Below are 14,895 nucleotides of genomic sequence, written 5' to 3' on the forward strand. Positions count from 1 at the left end.
TCACTCAGGGTCGTTCGCGAGGGATCGCGCCGCACGGACGCAGTGCGTGAGGGCTGCCGCCGCGTACGCCGGTGAGGCGCCCGCGAGTCCGCACACCGGGGTGACCGTCACGGCCTCGGCGAGAAGCGCCGGTGACAGCCCCAGCCTGCGCCAGAGCGTTCTGACTCCTGAGACAGTACCGGCCGGGTCTGACAATTCACCGGCCGCGGAACCGGTGCCGGGCACGACTCCCGCGAAGAGCGCCGTCCCGCCCTCGGCCGCCTCGCCGATCGCCTCGTCGTCACGCTCGGTGAGCAGCCCGAGGTCGAAGGAGACGCCCGCCGCCCCGGCACGCCGCAGCAGGGCGAACGGGACGCCGGGCGCGCAGCTGTGGACCACCACCGGGTCGTCCCCGGCGGCGGCGATCACCCCGCGCAGGGTGTCCTCGACCACGGCGCGGTCCGGCGCGCGGTGGGTGCGGTAGCCGCTCGCGGTGGGGACGCGGCCGGTGAGGACGGCCGTGATCGACGGCTCGTCGAGCTGGAGGACGACGCGGGCGCCCGGCACGCGCCGCCGTACGTCCGCCAGGTGGCCGCGCAGGCCCTCGGCGAGCGAGGCGGCGAGGTCGCGGACGGCGCCCGCGTCGCCCAGCATGGCCTCGCCGTTGCGCCGCTCCAGGGCGGCGGCCAGCGTCCACGGGCCGACCGCCGCGACCTTGAGCGCGCCCGTGTACCCCTGGGTGAACTCCTCCAGGGCGTCGAGGTCCTGGCTGAGCCAGGCGTGGGCCCGGCGGGTGTCCCTGCCGGGCCGGTCGCCGAGGCGCCAGCCGCTGGGCTCGACCCGCGCGTACAGCTCGGCGAGGAGGCCCGCGGTGCGGCCGATCATGTCGGCGCCGGGGCCGCGCGCGGGCAGTTCCGGCAGGAAGAGCAGGCTCTCCAGGGAGCCGGTGGCGATCCGCGCGGCCTCGCGGGCGTCGTCGCCCGGCATCGAGCCGACGCCGGTGGCGGCGGCCGGGCCCCAGGGGAAGGCGGTGCCCGGCTGCTCGCCGGCGGTCGGTTGCGTCGTCGTGTCGGTCGTCGTGTCGGTCACGGGGACAACGTAAGTCACCCGGCGGGGCGCACCGACAGGTCGGTCACCTCCGCCCCGCGCGGCAGGTCGAGCGCGGTGAGGACGGTGGTGGCGACGGCGTCGGCGGTCATCCAGCGGTCGGGGTCGTAGACCTGGCCCTCCTGCTGGTGGACCTTCTCCTGCATGGGGGTCGCGGTGCGGCCGGGGTGGACGCTGGTGACGCGTACGCCCTGCCCGGCCTCCTCGGCGCGCAGGGCGTCGGCGAGGGCCTTGAGGCCGTGCTTGCTGGCGGCGTACGCGCCCCACTGGGCGTTGGCGCGCAGGCCCGCGCCGGAGTTGATGAAGACGACGTGGCCGCGTGCGGCGCGCAGTTGCGGCAGGAGGAGGCGGGTCAGTTCGGCGGGGGCGACGAGGTTGGCCGCGAGGGTGGAGCGCCAGACGGCGGGGGTCAGTTCGCCGATGGGGCCGAGTTCCACGACGCCCGCGCTGTGCACGAGGGAGTCGATGCGGTCGGGCGGCGACTGGTGGCCGAGCGCCCAGGAGAGCCGCTCGGGTTCGGCGAGGTTGCCGACGAGGGTGCGGGCGCCGGGGTACTGGGCGGCCAGTTCCTTGGCGCGGCCCGCGTCGCGCGCCCACAGCCACAGCTCGTCGCCGCGGTCGGCGAGGCGCCTGGCCACGGCGGCGCCGATGCCGGAGCCCGCGCCGGTGATCACATGTGTTGCCATGGGGACATGCTCTCGTACGGTGGTGAGGGGCAGGCGGACAGGGAGAGGGGTACGGGCATGCGGGTCGCCGTGGAGCAGTTCGCGTCGGGGGTCTCTCCGGTGGAGAACCTGAAGCGGGTCACGGACGCGGTGGCGGAGGCCGCGGCGGAGGGCGCGGACGTCGTGGTGTTCCCCGAGGCGGCGATGGCGCGGTTCGGCATCCCGCTCGGGCCGGTGGCGGAGCCGCTGGACGGGCCGTGGGCGGCGGGCGTGCGGGAGGCGGCGGAACGGGCGGGCGTGCTGGTGGTGGCGGGCATGTTCACCCCGGCGCGGGACGGCAGGGTGCGGAACACGCTGCTGGTCACCGGGCGGGGCGTGGACACCTCCTACGACAAGCTGCACCTGTTCGACGCGTTCGGGTTCGCCGAGTCGGAGACGGTGGCCCCTGGCGACCGCACCGTGGTCGCGGACCTGGACGGCGTACGGCTCGGCTTCGCGACGTGCTACGACGTGCGGTTCCCGCAGTTGTTCACGCGGCTCGCCGAGCAGGGCGCGCGCGTGGTGCTGCTGCCCGCGTCGTGGGGCGCGGGGCCCGGGAAGGCCGAGCAGTGGGATGTGCTCGTGCGGGCGCGTGCGCTGGACAGTACGTGCTGGGTGGTCGCGGCCGGGCAGGCGGACCCGTCCACGGTGGGCGAGCCGCCGCGTACGAAGGCGCCCACAGGGATCGGGAACAGCATGGTCGTCTCACCGCTGGGTGAGGTGCGGGCAAGGCTCGGCGGCGAGCCGGGCCGGTTGGTGTTCGACCTGGACCCGGCGGAGGCGGACGCGGCACGCGCGGCGGTCCCCGTGCTGGCCAACAGGGTGGACGTCGCGGGCCTGTGACGGGGGCGCGCGTGACGGGTCAGCGGCGCCCTGCGGCGGCGGCCCGTTCGGTCGTGGCGATGGTCGCGGAGCCGACGACGCGGGGGCCGTCGTACAGCACGACCGCCTGCCCCGGGGCGACACCGCGCACCGGCTCCGCGAAGCGGACCCGCAGCCCGTCCCCGGTGGGCTCGGCGGTCACGGGGACCTCGCCGCCGTGCGCGCGGAGCTGGGCGGTGTACGCGCCGGGCCCGGTGGGGGCGGCGCCGCACCAGCGCGGGCGGATGGCGGTGAGGGACAGCACGTCGAGCGCCTCGGCCGGGCCGACCGTGACGGTGTTGTCCACCGGGGAGATGTCGAGCACGTAGCGCGGCTTGCCGTCGGGTGCGGGGCGGCCGATGCGCAGGCCGCGCCGCTGGCCGATGGTGAAGCCGTACGCGCCGCTGTGCGTGCCGACCGTGGCGCCGTCCTCGTCCACGATGTCGCCCTCCGCCGTGCCGAGGTGGCCGGCGAGGAAGCCCTGGGTGTCGCCGTCGGCGATGAAGCAGATGTCGTGGCTGTCGGGCTTGGCGGCGACGGCCAGGCCGCGCCGTTCCGCCTCGGCGCGGATCTCCGTCTTGGTGGCGCCGGTGTCGCCGAGGGGGAACATGGCGTGGGCCAGCTGCCGCTGGTCGAGGACGCCGAGGACGTAGCTCTGGTCCTTGGCGAGATCGGCGGAGCGGTGCAGCTCGCGGGTGCCGTCCGGCGTGGTGACGACGCTGGCGTAGTGGCCGGTGCACACGGCGTCGAAGCCGAGGGCGAGCGCCCTGTCGAGCAGCGCGGCGAACTTGATCTTCTCGTTGCAGCGCAGGCACGGGTTGGGTGTGCGGCCCGCCTCGTACTCGGCGATGAAGTCCTCGACCACGTCCTGCCGGAAGCGTTCGGCGAGGTCCCACACGTAGAACGGGATGCCGATCACGTCGGCGGCGCGGCGCGCGTCGCGGGAGTCCTCGACCGTGCAGCAGCCGCGGGCGCCGGTGCGGAAGGACTGGGGGTTCGCGGAGAGCGCGAGGTGGACGCCGGTCACGTCGTGCCCGGCCTCGGCGGCGCGGGCGGCGGCGACCGCCGAGTCCACACCGCCCGACATGGCGGCGAGGACCTTCAGGGGGCGTCCCGCGCGAGGGGTCTCAGTCATAGCGCCTTCCAGGGTACGGTCAGCTGAGGCCCGCCGCGCGGGCCCTTTCCACGGCCGGGCCGATGGCCTGGGCGACGGCGGCCACGTCGGCGGGGGTGGTGGTGTGGCCGAGGCTGAACCGCAAGGTGCCGCGGGCCAGTTCGGCGTCGGCGCCGGTGGCCAGCAGGACGTGGCTCGGCTGGGCCACACCCGCCGTGCACGCGGAGCCGGTGGAGCACTCGATGCCCTGCGCGTCGAGCAGGAGCAGCAGCGAGTCGCCCTCGCAGCCGGGGAACGCGAAGTGGGCATTGCCGGGCAGGCGGCCCGCCGGGTCGGGGTCGCCGCCGAGGATCACGTCGGGCACGGCGGAGGTGACGGCGGCCACCAGGTCGTCGCGCAGCGCGCCGACCGTACGGGCGAAGTCCGCGCGGTGCGCGGCGGCGTGCGCGGCGGCGGCGGCGAACCCGGCGACGGCGGGCACGTCGAGCGTTCCGGAGCGCACCTCGCGCTCCTGTCCGCCGCCGTGCAGGACGGGGACGGGCGTCTGGTCGCGGGAGAGCAGCAGCGCGCCGATGCCGTACGGGCCGCCGATCTTGTGGGCCGAGACGGTGAGGGCGGCGGCGCCGCTGGCGGCGAAGTCCACGTCGAGCTGGCCCACGGCCTGGACGGCGTCGGTGTGCAGGGGGACGCCGTGCCCGGCGGCGACGGCGGCGAGTTCGGCGACGGGCTGGACGGTGCCGATCTCGTTGTTGGCCCACATGACGGTGACCAGCGCGACGCTGCCCGGGTCGTCCGCGAGCACGAGGCGCAGCGCCTCGGGGTGCACGCGCCCGTGGGCGTCCACGGGGAGCCATTCGACCGTGGCACCCTGGTGGTCGGCCAGCCACCGCACGGGGTCGAGGACGGCGTGGTGCTCGACGGGGCTGGCGAGGATGCGCGTACGGCGGGGGTCGGCCGCGTTGCGCGCCCAGTAGAGGCCCTTGACGGCCAGGTTGTCCGCCTCGGTGCCCCCGGCGGTGAGGACGACCTCGCTGGGGCGCGCGCCGAGCGCGGCGGCGATGGCCTCGCGGCCCTCCTCGACCACGCGGCGCGCCCGCCGTCCCGAGCCGTGGAGCGCCGAGGCGTTGCCGGTGGCGGTGAGCTGGGCGGTCATCGCCGCGACGGCCTCGGGGAGCATCGGGGTGGTGGCTGCGTGATCGAAGTACGGCATGGTGAGCCGATTCTACGAGCCGGGGCGGAACCCCCGGCGGGCGGCGAGCGTTGTAGGGGGTCGGGAGGCCACGATGAGTGAACATCTGACTACGGATCGGCAGCCGGAGGACGGCGCGGCGGTGCGGCGGCGACGGCTGCTGGTCGCGGGCGGCGCGGTGGCGGCGGTCGGTGTCGGCGGCTTCCTGGGGCGCGAGGCGCTGGAGGACGCGTGGTGGCGGTACGGGGCGCCCGCCGTGCCGCGCGACGAGGGCGAGGTCGACCACGAGGGCGCGGAGTGGGTGCCCGCCTCGTCCGCCAACTACCGGCGGGCCAGCAGGCCGCGCGACTACACCGTGGACCGCGTGGTGATCCACATGCCGGAGGCGACGTACGACATCACGCTGCGGGTGTTCCAGGACTCGTCGCACGGGGCGGCGGCGCACTACGTGGTGCGGTCCGGGGACGGCCATGTCGCGCAGATGGTGCGGGAGCTGGACGTCGCGTACCAGGCGGGGAACCGGGAGTTCAACGAGCGCAGCGTCGGCATCGAGCACGAGGGCTGGGCCGACGACCCGTCGTATCTCACGGACACGATGTACGAGTCGTCGGCCCGCCTGGTGGCCGGTATCTGCGCCCGGTACGGCATACCGGTGGACCGGCAGCACATCGTGGGGCACAACGAGGTGCCGGACGTGGTGCGGATCTGCCCGGGGCCGCACTGGGACTGGGACCGGTACATGGCGATGGTCCGGTCGGCGGCGGGCGTCAGCTGAGGGTGCCGAGCCTGCTCAGTTCCTGGGCGCAGCGCTCGGCGTCCGCCTCGCGTTCGAAGATCGCCGCCCGGAGGTGGTGGGTGTCCGGGTCGGGGACGTGGGCGAGGTGCCCCTCGTCGGAGACGACATACCAGCCGCGCTCCTCGTTGTGCCGTGCCTCGTAGCGCATGGGCCCACGGTAGCCGCAGTGCTACTCCCAGATGCCGTCGGCGGGCACGATCACACACTGGGGGCCACGGTCGTGGAAGAACAGGTAGTCCACGCTGTCCATGTCCTCGTTGTTCATGATGGCGATCGAGTCGTCGGGCCCGAGGTCGATGGTGAACGGATCGCCCGCCTCCAGGGGGAAAGGGTTCCCCTCCGGACTTTCCTGGTAGTACGGGTACGGCGGGCTGGCGGCCATTCCGGACTCGTCGGTCGTCGGCACCCACGTCGCGATGCCGAAGATGACGTCGTAGTAGGGGTTCTCTCCCGTCCTTTCGAGCCTCTCCATTTCCGACGGCGACCCGCCGAGGCCGCAGACCTCCCGCCCCGTGGGGAACACGACTTCGATCCCGACTTCCGTCATCTCGGTGGCGAACGCCTGCTGCTCCGCCCTGTCCACCGTCATCTCCTCGGTCATCACCAGGGTGACGCGGCCTTCGTCGTCCTGCTCCACCGCGTAGGCGGGGGACGTGGTGCCGCCGGGGAAGGCGAGCGTGCTGCCCGCGATGGCGGCGGTGGCGGCCAGGCCGGTCGCGATGCGCAGCCGGGTGCGCCGCGCGCGGGGGGCGGGTGCGGGGTTCTCGGCGGTGGCGAGGTGGGCCTCGCGCTGGAGTTCGGTGAGGAGGCGGTCCTCGAAGGTGCTGGTCATGCGGCGCTCCCGGCGGCGAGTGAAGAGGTGTCGGGGACGGGGTGCGGCGGGTTGTCGGTCTCCCGCTCGGCGGTGGGGCGTGTCGCGCGGGCGAGGGACTTGCGCGCGCGGTGGAGGCGGACCCGCGCGGTGACCGGGCGGATGCCCAGGGCGCGCGCCGCCTCGGTGACGGTGAGCTGATCGACGGCGACCAGTTCGAGGACGGCCCGTTCGCCGTCCGGGAGTTCGGCCATCGCGAGGAGGGCGCGGCGGCCGTCGTTCTCGGCGACGAGCTTCTCCTCAAGGCGCGTGATGTCGTCCTGTTCGAGGAGCCTGCGGCCCGCGATGCGCGTGCTGAGCGCCGACTCCCGTGCGGCGCGGCGGCGTTCGGCCGAGACGGTGTTGCGCGCGATGCCGTACAGCCACGCGGTCTCGCTGCCGCGCGCGGCGTCGTACGTGTGGGCCGAGTCGATGACGGCGAGGAAGACCTCCGCCGTCAGGTCGGCCACGGTGTGCGGGTCGTCCACGCGCCGGGCGAGGAAGCGCGTCATCGCGTCCACATGCCGCCGGTAGAACTCCTCGAACAGCGCGGGGTCACGAACCACGGCGGCAGGACCGCCGCGGCTCGTGCTGGGTATCTTCACGTGCGGGACTCTCCCGTCCTCGTCCTGCTGAACACCTGTACTTGGCAGGGGGACGGGAGAACGTTACGGCCGCCGCTCAGGAGGGCCAGTACAGGGACTCGGCGCGCGCCCAGTCCACGGTGAGCGGGCCGTCGCCGTAGTGCATGACCTCGACACGGACGCGGCCCTTGTCGGTGGCGGAGATGAAGCCCGTCCAGGTGTACGTGAAGTGGCCGTCGCCGCCGTCGTGGACCGGGGAGTTGATCGGCATGCCGCCGGTGCGCTCGTACTTCCCGTCCGCGCCGGCCCGGTACTCGGCGAGCCTGATCTGGAACTCCTGGCCCTTCGCCAGCCCGACCACGCGCACGCCGACCGACGCCGTGTAGTGGCAGCTGCCGAACAGGATCGACGGCTCGGCCTCCTTGTCCACCCACTTCTTGCCGTCGTGCCGCCGGTTGAACTGGAGCGTGGTCCAGGCGCCCGGCGGGACGGTCCTGACGTAGTCGGTGGTGCCGTAGACGGACCACTGGGGCATCTCGTCCTCCTCCGCGGATGACGCCGGGCTCCACCCGGCGGAGTGCCTGAGACGTTCGGCCACCCGCGCCCGGACGTCCTTCATGGTGATGCCGGGGCCGCGCGGATCGATCTTGCCCGGCTGCCACTCCAGGTGGCCGATGACGCTGGTGTCGCCGTCCTTGCCCCAGCCGTGCGCCCGGCACAGCGCCGCCGACGCGCGCACGATCGCCTCGACCTGGGCGGCGGGCCAGGGGTCCTTGTTGTCGCCGAGGTTGACGGCCTCGAAGCCGTAGAAGTGCGTGTTGCCGTCGGCGTTCGTCTCGTTGTCGGCGGGCAGGGCCTTCTCGGCGACGACGGCGTTCAGGACGTCCTGGTCGCCCGCCCCCGCGTGGTTGGCCCTGCCGTGGCCGACGAGATAGACCGTGCCGTCCTTGGCGACCACCCCGTGGCACAGCGGCCCGGGGAGGTCGGACCTGCCCCCGTAGCAGAGATCGACGGTTCCGCTGGTCCCGGTGGTCACCGTGTGGTGCACCATCACTCCGTGGACGGGACCCCACGAACCGACCTTGTTCCGATTGTTCGTTCGCCAATTCTTGTGTTCGACGACTTTGACTCCCTCGTCCGTGAGGGCCTTCAGGAGTTTGTCGGCGGAAAGCGGAGTGGCCATGTCGCGTAATCCCCCGATCGTCCGGTGCGTGCCGCCGTACGAGATGTACGTCGTGGGCGCGCCGACGCGCAAGAGCGCCGGTCCGGCGGCCCTTGCGATGATTGTCCAATCAACCGTTCTTTACCGGTAGTTGGCACCGGGGACCGGAATGTGAAAACGCCTCGTGCGACCGGTGGATTCAACAGGCGACCGGTGCACGGGATTTCCGCGCGGGGCGCCATCGGTAATTCGTCCGCCGTTCGGCGCCGCGTCGCCCGCCCTCTCCGGGGGGCACACGGGCGGCCGCCAGAGTCGTCCGCGCGACAGACAGGCACCACACATGTGCGATCGAAGGGATGTACCCATGGCTGTGACACGACGGGGCGTACTGGGAGCGACGGGCGCGGCGGCCGGGCTGCTGGCGATGGCGGGCACGGCGGACGCGGCCGGGCCGCGCGCCGGGGAGCGTACCGGGGGGCGCGGCGGGCGCCCGCTGATCGGCCCGGCGACCGGCGACCGGCTGCACGTCATGTCGTTCAACATCCGGTACGACGCGAAGGCCGCGCCCGGCACGCCCGACTCCTGGACCGACCGCCGCCCGGTGCTCGCGGACTTCCTGAACCTGGAGCAGCCGACCGTGCTGGGCGTGCAGGAGGCGCTGTACCAGCAGGTCAAGCAGGTGGACGCCGACCTGCCCGACCGGTACGACTGGATCGGCCTGGGCCGGGAGGGCGGCGGGCGCGGCGAGTTCATGGCCGTGTACTACGACACGCGGCGTCTGGAACCGCTCGACTACGACCACTTCTGGCTGTCCGACACCCCGCTGGTGATCGGTTCCGCGTCCTGGGGCAACTCGGTGGTGCGGATGGTGACCTGGGTCCGCTTCCGCGACCTGCGCACCGGCCGGGAGTTCGTCCACGTCAACACCCACTTCGACCACCAGTCCGAGAACGCCAGGCAGCGTTCGGCCGCCCTCGTCAGGGACCGGATCGCCGGTTTCGACCCGGCGCTGCCGGTCGTGCTCACCGGCGACTTCAACACCCCGGCGGAGCGCTCCGAGTCGTACCGCCTCCTCGTCACGGACGGCGGCCTGACGGACGGCTGGACCGCCGCCGCGCGGCGGCTGACCCCGGCGTGGGGGACGTTCCCGAACTACCGCGAGCCGGTGGAGGGCGGCGACCGCATCGACTGGCTCCTCGTCGACGGCGGTGTGGAGGTGGAGCGCGCGGCGATCAACACGTACCGTTCGCGGGCGGGGCGCTACCCCTCGGACCACGCGCCGGTGCACGCGCTCGTACGCCTGCGCTGAGCGGCACGGCAGCGCGTGCGGAGGTCCGCGCGCTCCCTCGTCCGGGGGATTCGCTGGAGGAAAATGTTGTCTTCGGTCCAGCGCGGGTAGGCGATGGACACCCCCCACGGACCCCGGGCGGGCCGTCGGACCTGGATCTCCCCCACCGGCGGATCGCGCCCCGGTCCCGGTCCCCGCCGCGCGGCGGGCGCCGGGACCCCACGGGTTCCCCCGCCCGGCGGCCCCCACGGCCGCCGGGCGGTTTCGTGGTCACGCGGCGCCGGGACTTCAGGCGGTACGCGGGCGCAGACCGTCCATCAGCAGGTCGAGCAGCCTGCCCGCCGTCGCACGCCCGTCGGGGCCGGTCGCCAGCCCGACGCCGCTGACCGCCGTCAGCACGTCCACCGGGTCCACGTCGTCCCGCACCGTCCCCGCCGCCGCCCCCGCGCCGAGCAGCGCGCTGACGGCCTCGCCGAGGCGCGCGCGACTGGTGGCGAACGGGTCGCCGCCCGACGCGATCACCGCGCGCAGGGCGTCCGCCATGCCGTGCTTGGTGGCGGTGTAGTCGATGAAACGGTCCATCCACACGCGCAGGGCCCGGTCGGGCGGCAGCTCGGCGAGCAGGCCGGGGACGCCGTCGCACAGCCGGGCCAGCTCGTTGCGGTAGGCCGCCTCGATCAGCGCCTCGCGGGTCGGGAAGTGGCGGTAGAGCGTGCCGATGCCGACGCCCGCCTCGCGCGCGATGGCGTCGAGCGTCGCGTCGGGGCCCTGCTCGGAGAAGGCCTGGACCGCGCACTCCAGGAGGCGGGCACGGTTGCGCTGGGCGTCGGCGCGCATCGGGCGGGCGGCGTCTGGCGGCGGCGGCACGGCGGCACTCCTCGGGCGAGCTTGCTTACCGGAGCATCCTCCGCTTACAGTCGGAAGGCGGTAGCGGAGGGCCCTCCGGTTGAATACGCGTTCCATCGTACCGGCCGGACCGGCGCCCCGTACCGCCCCGCACCCCACGCCCCCGGAAGGACCCGCAGCGTGACCACCCCGCTCACCACCCCGTTCTCCGCCTCCTCCACCGCCGCCGAGGTCCTCGCCGGTACGGACCTCACCGGCCGCCGCGCCGTCGTCACCGGCGGCGCCTCCGGCATCGGCGTCGAGACCGCGCGCGCCCTGGCCGGCGCGGGCGCGGCCGTGACGCTCGCCGTCCGCGACACGGCGGCGGGCGACCGCACCGCCGACGACATCCACGCGACCACCGGCGCGCGGGACGTCACCGTCGCGCACCTCGACCTGGCCGACCCGTCGTCGGTCGCCGCGTTCACCTCCGCGTGGGAGGGGCCGCTGCACATCCTCGTCAACAACGCGGGCGTCATGGCCGCGCCCGAGACCAGGACCCCGCAGGGCTGGGAGCTGCAGTTCGCCACCAACCACCTCGGCCACTTCGCGCTGACGACCGGCCTGCACCGGGCGCTCGCGGCGGCTGACGGGGCGCGCGTGGTGTCGGTCAGTTCGAGCGCGCACCTGCGGTCGCCCGTGGTCTTCGAGGACATCCACTTCCGCGAGCGGCCGTACGAGCCGTGGGCGGCGTACGGCCAGTCGAAGACGGCGAACGTCCTGTTCGCGGTCGGCGCCACCGCCCGCTGGGCGGACGACGGCATCCTCGTCAACTCCCTGATGCCCGGCGGCATCAGGACCCGCCTCCAGCGGCATGTGAGCGACGAGACGCTGGAGCGGATGCGCGCCCGCGTGGGCGCCGGGGCCCCGAACTGGAAGTCCCCGGAACAGGGCGCCGCGACGTCCGTGCTGCTCGCGGCGTCCCCGCTGCTCGACGGGGTGTCCGGCCGGTACTTCGAGGACTGCAACGAGGCGGCGCACGCCGAGCCCGGCGCCGCGCGCGGGGTCGCGCCGTACGCCCTCGACCCGGAGGCGGCGGCCCTGCTGTGGCAGGTCTCGCTCGACACGCTCGCCGCGTAAGTCCCGTACGCGCGGGGCCCGGCACCCCTGCGGCTTCGTGCCCGGGCGGGTAACGTACCGTGCGGAAGCTGTGACGGACACCGCCGCGGCCTGGCTTCACCACCGCCCGCGGAGAGACCCTGAAGACGCCCGGCGGACCGCGCGAGCGAGGGAACAACTGGATGGCTGAGACGGCGGACGACTGCCCCGGACCGCACCGGCAGTGCCAGGCGTGCACGGGGCAGTGCGTCGAGTTCCGCGAGACGCTGTACGTGCCCGCGTCCGGGCCGGGGCAGGGAGTGGCCGCGCCGCACCTGTGCTGGCACTGCAAGGGACGCGGCCACCACTGCCAGGCGACGCCGCCCTGCACGGCGCCGCACGAGTGACCGTCAGACGGTGAGCCCCCGAACGACGTCGGGCGCCCACCCGGTGAGCCGCGCGACCTCCGCCTCGCCGTCCGGTCCTGGCTCCTCACGCAACAACCGGACGGCCTCGGCCCGCACGTCCTCACGCGCGGCGACGACACCTTCCTCGGCTTCACGGCACCGCTGCACGGCGAGTTCAAGCTTGGCACTGTCCATACGGACAACGTGCCCCGCCCTGCTGCGCCCAACCTGGGGCGACGGGCCGAAGGCCGGGGCCGTCCGTTCCCACGTAGCGGGGAGGCAGGTCGTCCGTGGCGTGGACGAACAGCACCCCCCGGAGCGACCCCCACGCGGGCGGGGAGCAGGGCATGACAAAGGCCCCTGTGGTGGGGGCTTGGGGGCCAACCCCGCGCATGCGGGGAGCAGAACAGCACGGACCGCAACAGCACGCTGGCGAAAGGGCCAACCCCGCGCGGGCGGGGAGCAGAGTCTTTGTACTGCGGGTTTGCTGGCGTCAGGGCCGATTTTGCTCAGCTTTGCCAAACGCCGCGCCAGCGTGCCGAGCTCCCGCCCCCTCGTGCGTGGTGCGCGTGGAGCAGCCCGTACATCCGCCCGTAGGGGGATGGGTGCAGTCGTGAGTGACCAGGTGACGTGCGGGCGCCCCTGCCGGGCTCCCCGAGGGGAGGCGGCAGGGGCGGGGGCACGCCGGGTGGGGTGGGTCAGGAGGCGTTCTCCGCTTGGAACATCCAGTGGTGCTTCTCCAAGTCCTGCGTCACCGCGATCAGGATGTCCTCCGTCACCCGGTCCGCCTCCGCGACCTCCGCCATCCGGTCCCGCATCCGCACGATGACCGCGCCCAGCGCGTCCACCATCGTGCCCACGGCCTCGGTGTCCCGCTGCCAGCTCTCGGGAGCCTGCGCGATCCCGGTCCCGGCGGCCACGGCGTGGGCCCGCCCGTCCGGCGAGATGCCCAGCGCCGCCGCGCGCTCGGCGACGGTGTCGGAGTGCGTACGGGCCGTGTCGACGACCTCGTCCAGCTGGAGGTGCACCGAGCGGAACCGGGGGCCGATGACGTTCCAGTGCGTCTGCTTCGCGACCAGCGACAGGTCGACCAGGTCGACGAGCGCACCCTGCAGCGCCTCCCCGACGGTCTTCCGAGCGGCGTCGGGCAGCGTGCTCTTCACGGCGTTCATACGGCGTCCCCTTTCATGTTGCTGTGTCCTACCTCGCTCCGGTTACCCCGGATGCGGGTGCGCAACCGGGGGCTCAGTGCGGGCGCGGGTAGCCGTAACCGCCGCCGCCCGGGGCGTCGCGGTCGTAGAACGGGCGTGCGTTCGCCCGCAGCCACATCGCCACCGGGTCGTAGCCGTCCGCCATGGCGACCGTGCCGACCGGCAGGCCGTCCGGGACGGAGCCGATCGCCTCCAGCATCATCTGCCGCACCGCCTCGGCGGTCCGCTCCCCCGGGTCGTCCACGTCGAGCCCGATGACGAGGTACGCCTCCCCCAGCGCGGGCCGCACCCAGCCGCGCCGCAGGCTGCGCACCACGGACGTGCGGCCCGCGAGGGCGACGAGCTGCGCGTAGAACGCGTCGGCGCGCACGGCCGGTTCGCCGATGCGCAGCGGCCCGGCGGGCAGCCGGTCCAGGCCGCCCGCTATGCGCCGCAGGTCCAGCCAGGGGACGCCGAGGCCGCCGCCGGGGGCGTGCGGGTTGAGCCACAGGCCCCAGTGGTCGGGGTAGAGGGCGGCGGCGATGTCGAGGCCGCCGACGACCTCGTGCTCGCGGTTCCAGCCGCTGGCGGCCAGTTCACGTTCCGAGGTGACGCAGGGGGCGTAGCCGTGCCCCGCGACCTCGATGCTGCCGTACTGTGCCTGCGGTTCGCCGGGGCGGCCGTGCCACAGCAGCATCCAGACGTCCCCGGCGGCCAGGGCGGCCAGCAGCTCCTCGTAGGCGTCCAGGCGGTCGGCCGTGATCCGGGGGAGCAGTTCCTCAACGCCTCGCACCGCACTCACCTGGGCCTGTCCTCCTCGCTCTCGACGGCGCCGCGCATGCCAGGCTCGGCAGCGTGCGAGGTGTGCCCCCGCGTGACCTGGTCCCCGGCGCCTCAGGCATCGCGGGTGTAGAACGGCTGCACGCACACCCGGAGCCAGTCCACCACAGGGTCGTCGGCCGCATCCAGAAGGACCAGTTGTACCGGCCAGACGACGGGCTGCCGCGCCAGGGCCCGGCCGAGCGCCTCGTGGACGACGGCGCGTGGCGCCTCCTCCAGGGTGTCCAGCTCTATGCCGACGAAGAGCGACGGCGCGCCGCCCTCGGCGCTCGCCAGGCCGCGGCGCGCGGACCGTACGGCGGGCAGGACGGCCAGCTCGCCCGTGACGGCGCGCAGGAAGTCGATGGGGTCGTCCTGCCAGTCCGGCTGGAAAAGGCGCATCCGCGCGCCGCTGGGCACGCCGGGCGTGCGCTCCCCCGGGGTGGCGCGGCACAGCTCGGCGACGGCGACGGGCGGCACGGGCACGCCGACGGTCCCGCCCGGGTTGAGGGCGACGCCGACGCCAGGCGGCAGGCCGCGCGCGAACTCCCAGGCGGGCGCGACGGCGAACGGGAGGTGCGAGGCGCCGCCCAGGTGCAGCTGCTCGGCGGAGCTGAAGACGGGGACGTACGGGCCGCCGTTCAGCTGGACCGTGGGGAGGTCCAGGTGCGTGCTCTCGCGGCTGCCGCCCTCGGGCAGCGGCACCCACAGGGCGCTGCGCGCGAGGACCTTCAGCAGTCTCGGGCCCGCGTCGGCGACGCCGAGCGACACGGCGAGCGTCTCTTCCAGCTCGTTGCTCGGCCACCCTCCGCCGAAGCCGGGCTGCTGCCTGGGTACGGTCATGCACGCACCCTAACGGCTGCGCCCGTCCGGCCGTGCCCGCAGGTTCGTGCGATGATGTGCCGACAACCGCATACCAGCC

At 74.2% G+C, this 14,895-nt stretch carries 18 protein-coding genes; 5 read left to right on the forward strand and 13 right to left on the reverse strand.

Features of this window, described 5'->3' with window-relative positions; all coding sequences use genetic code 11:
* The gene (locus ACIBPC_RS30780) at positions 1-1,068 is read right to left on the reverse strand and encodes a methionine synthase (protein WP_398849198.1); all 1,068 of its coding nucleotides are present in this window, start codon (positions 1,066-1,068) and stop codon (positions 1-3) included.
* A 14-nt stretch (positions 1,069-1,082) separates the two neighbouring features.
* Positions 1,083-1,772, reverse strand: a complete 690-nt coding sequence (locus tag ACIBPC_RS30785; protein WP_362964554.1) for an SDR family oxidoreductase — start codon at positions 1,770-1,772, stop codon at positions 1,083-1,085.
* Between the two features lie 57 nt (positions 1,773-1,829).
* Between ACIBPC_RS30785 and ACIBPC_RS30790 the strand changes: the two genes are divergently transcribed.
* Positions 1,830-2,633: a carbon-nitrogen hydrolase family protein gene (locus ACIBPC_RS30790; protein WP_362964552.1), complete on the forward strand. Its 804-nt coding sequence runs from the start codon at positions 1,830-1,832 to the stop codon at positions 2,631-2,633.
* A 19-nt stretch (positions 2,634-2,652) separates the two neighbouring features.
* Here the strand turns inward: ACIBPC_RS30790 and mnmA are convergent, their stop codons facing one another.
* Positions 2,653-3,786, reverse strand: coding sequence for a tRNA 2-thiouridine(34) synthase MnmA (gene mnmA, locus ACIBPC_RS30795; protein ID WP_362964550.1), 1,134 nt, complete (start codon positions 3,784-3,786; stop codon positions 2,653-2,655).
* Between the two features lie 19 nt (positions 3,787-3,805).
* On the reverse strand, positions 3,806-4,975 hold the full coding sequence (locus tag ACIBPC_RS30800) for a cysteine desulfurase family protein (RefSeq protein WP_398849201.1): 1,170 nt from the start codon (positions 4,973-4,975) through the stop codon (positions 3,806-3,808).
* Positions 4,976-5,048: 73 nt separating this feature from the next.
* Here ACIBPC_RS30800 and ACIBPC_RS30805 point away from each other — a divergent pair, with 73 nt between their 5' ends.
* Positions 5,049-5,729, forward strand: coding sequence for an N-acetylmuramoyl-L-alanine amidase (locus ACIBPC_RS30805; RefSeq protein ID WP_398849202.1), 681 nt, complete (start codon positions 5,049-5,051; stop codon positions 5,727-5,729).
* Here the strand turns inward: ACIBPC_RS30805 and ACIBPC_RS30810 are convergent.
* The 4 genes from ACIBPC_RS30810 to ACIBPC_RS30825 all read right to left on the reverse strand — a co-directional run bounded on the left by ACIBPC_RS30810 (position 5,722) and on the right by ACIBPC_RS30825 (position 8,367).
* Positions 5,722-5,898, reverse strand: a complete 177-nt coding sequence (locus tag ACIBPC_RS30810) for a hypothetical protein (RefSeq protein ID WP_362964544.1) — start codon at positions 5,896-5,898, stop codon at positions 5,722-5,724. The genes ACIBPC_RS30805 and ACIBPC_RS30810 overlap by 8 nt on opposite strands.
* A gap of 21 nt (positions 5,899-5,919) precedes the next feature.
* On the reverse strand, positions 5,920-6,582 hold the full coding sequence (locus ACIBPC_RS30815) for a hypothetical protein (protein WP_398849204.1): 663 nt from the start codon (positions 6,580-6,582) through the stop codon (positions 5,920-5,922).
* Positions 6,579-7,205, reverse strand: coding sequence for an RNA polymerase sigma factor (locus tag ACIBPC_RS30820; protein WP_398849206.1), 627 nt, complete (start codon positions 7,203-7,205; stop codon positions 6,579-6,581). The genes ACIBPC_RS30815 and ACIBPC_RS30820 overlap by 4 nt, the downstream gene beginning before the upstream one ends.
* Positions 7,206-7,281: 76 nt before the next feature.
* On the reverse strand, positions 7,282-8,367 hold the full coding sequence (locus ACIBPC_RS30825) for an N-acetylmuramoyl-L-alanine amidase (RefSeq protein WP_398849207.1): 1,086 nt from the start codon (positions 8,365-8,367) through the stop codon (positions 7,282-7,284).
* Between the two features lie 343 nt (positions 8,368-8,710).
* On the opposite strand from ACIBPC_RS30825, the gene ACIBPC_RS30830 reads away from it, so the two are divergent.
* Positions 8,711-9,655: an endonuclease/exonuclease/phosphatase family protein gene (locus tag ACIBPC_RS30830; protein WP_398849209.1), complete on the forward strand. Its 945-nt coding sequence runs from the start codon at positions 8,711-8,713 to the stop codon at positions 9,653-9,655.
* Between the two features lie 267 nt (positions 9,656-9,922).
* On the opposite strand, the gene ACIBPC_RS30835 is transcribed toward ACIBPC_RS30830, so the two are convergent.
* The gene (locus tag ACIBPC_RS30835) at positions 9,923-10,471 is read right to left on the reverse strand and encodes a helix-turn-helix domain-containing protein (RefSeq protein WP_362964593.1); all 549 of its coding nucleotides are present in this window, start codon (positions 10,469-10,471) and stop codon (positions 9,923-9,925) included.
* A gap of 189 nt (positions 10,472-10,660) precedes the next feature.
* Here ACIBPC_RS30835 and ACIBPC_RS30840 point away from each other — a divergent pair, with 189 nt between their 5' ends.
* Positions 10,661-11,599 carry an SDR family NAD(P)-dependent oxidoreductase gene (locus ACIBPC_RS30840; protein ID WP_398849211.1) on the forward strand — a complete coding sequence of 313 codons (939 nt, stop codon included), beginning with the start codon at positions 10,661-10,663 and terminating at the stop codon, positions 11,597-11,599.
* A 161-nt stretch (positions 11,600-11,760) separates the two neighbouring features.
* Positions 11,761-11,964, forward strand: a complete 204-nt coding sequence (locus tag ACIBPC_RS30845) for a hypothetical protein (protein WP_362964530.1) — start codon at positions 11,761-11,763, stop codon at positions 11,962-11,964.
* Positions 11,965-11,967: 3 nt separating this feature from the next.
* On the opposite strand, the gene ACIBPC_RS30850 is transcribed toward ACIBPC_RS30845, so the two are convergent.
* The 4 genes from ACIBPC_RS30850 to ACIBPC_RS30865 form a co-directional block, all read right to left on the reverse strand.
* Positions 11,968-12,159 (reverse strand): hypothetical protein, encoded by a 192-nt coding sequence (locus tag ACIBPC_RS30850; RefSeq protein WP_362964528.1) that lies wholly within the window; start codon positions 12,157-12,159, stop codon positions 11,968-11,970.
* A 503-nt stretch (positions 12,160-12,662) separates the two neighbouring features.
* Complete coding sequence (locus tag ACIBPC_RS30855; RefSeq protein WP_398849212.1) at positions 12,663-13,136, reverse strand: Dps family protein; 474 nt, start codon at positions 13,134-13,136, stop codon at positions 12,663-12,665.
* A gap of 73 nt (positions 13,137-13,209) precedes the next feature.
* Positions 13,210-13,956, reverse strand: a complete 747-nt coding sequence (locus ACIBPC_RS30860) for an enhanced serine sensitivity protein SseB C-terminal domain-containing protein (protein WP_398849214.1) — start codon at positions 13,954-13,956, stop codon at positions 13,210-13,212.
* Positions 13,957-14,048: 92 nt separating this feature from the next.
* Positions 14,049-14,816 (reverse strand): enhanced serine sensitivity protein SseB, encoded by a 768-nt coding sequence (locus tag ACIBPC_RS30865; RefSeq protein WP_398849216.1) that lies wholly within the window; start codon positions 14,814-14,816, stop codon positions 14,049-14,051.
* Positions 14,817-14,895 lie beyond the last annotated feature (79 nt).

Source organism: Streptomyces sp. NPDC049879, assembly GCF_044461265.1.
In the GTDB taxonomy this organism is placed as follows: domain Bacteria; phylum Actinomycetota; class Actinomycetes; order Streptomycetales; family Streptomycetaceae; genus Streptomyces.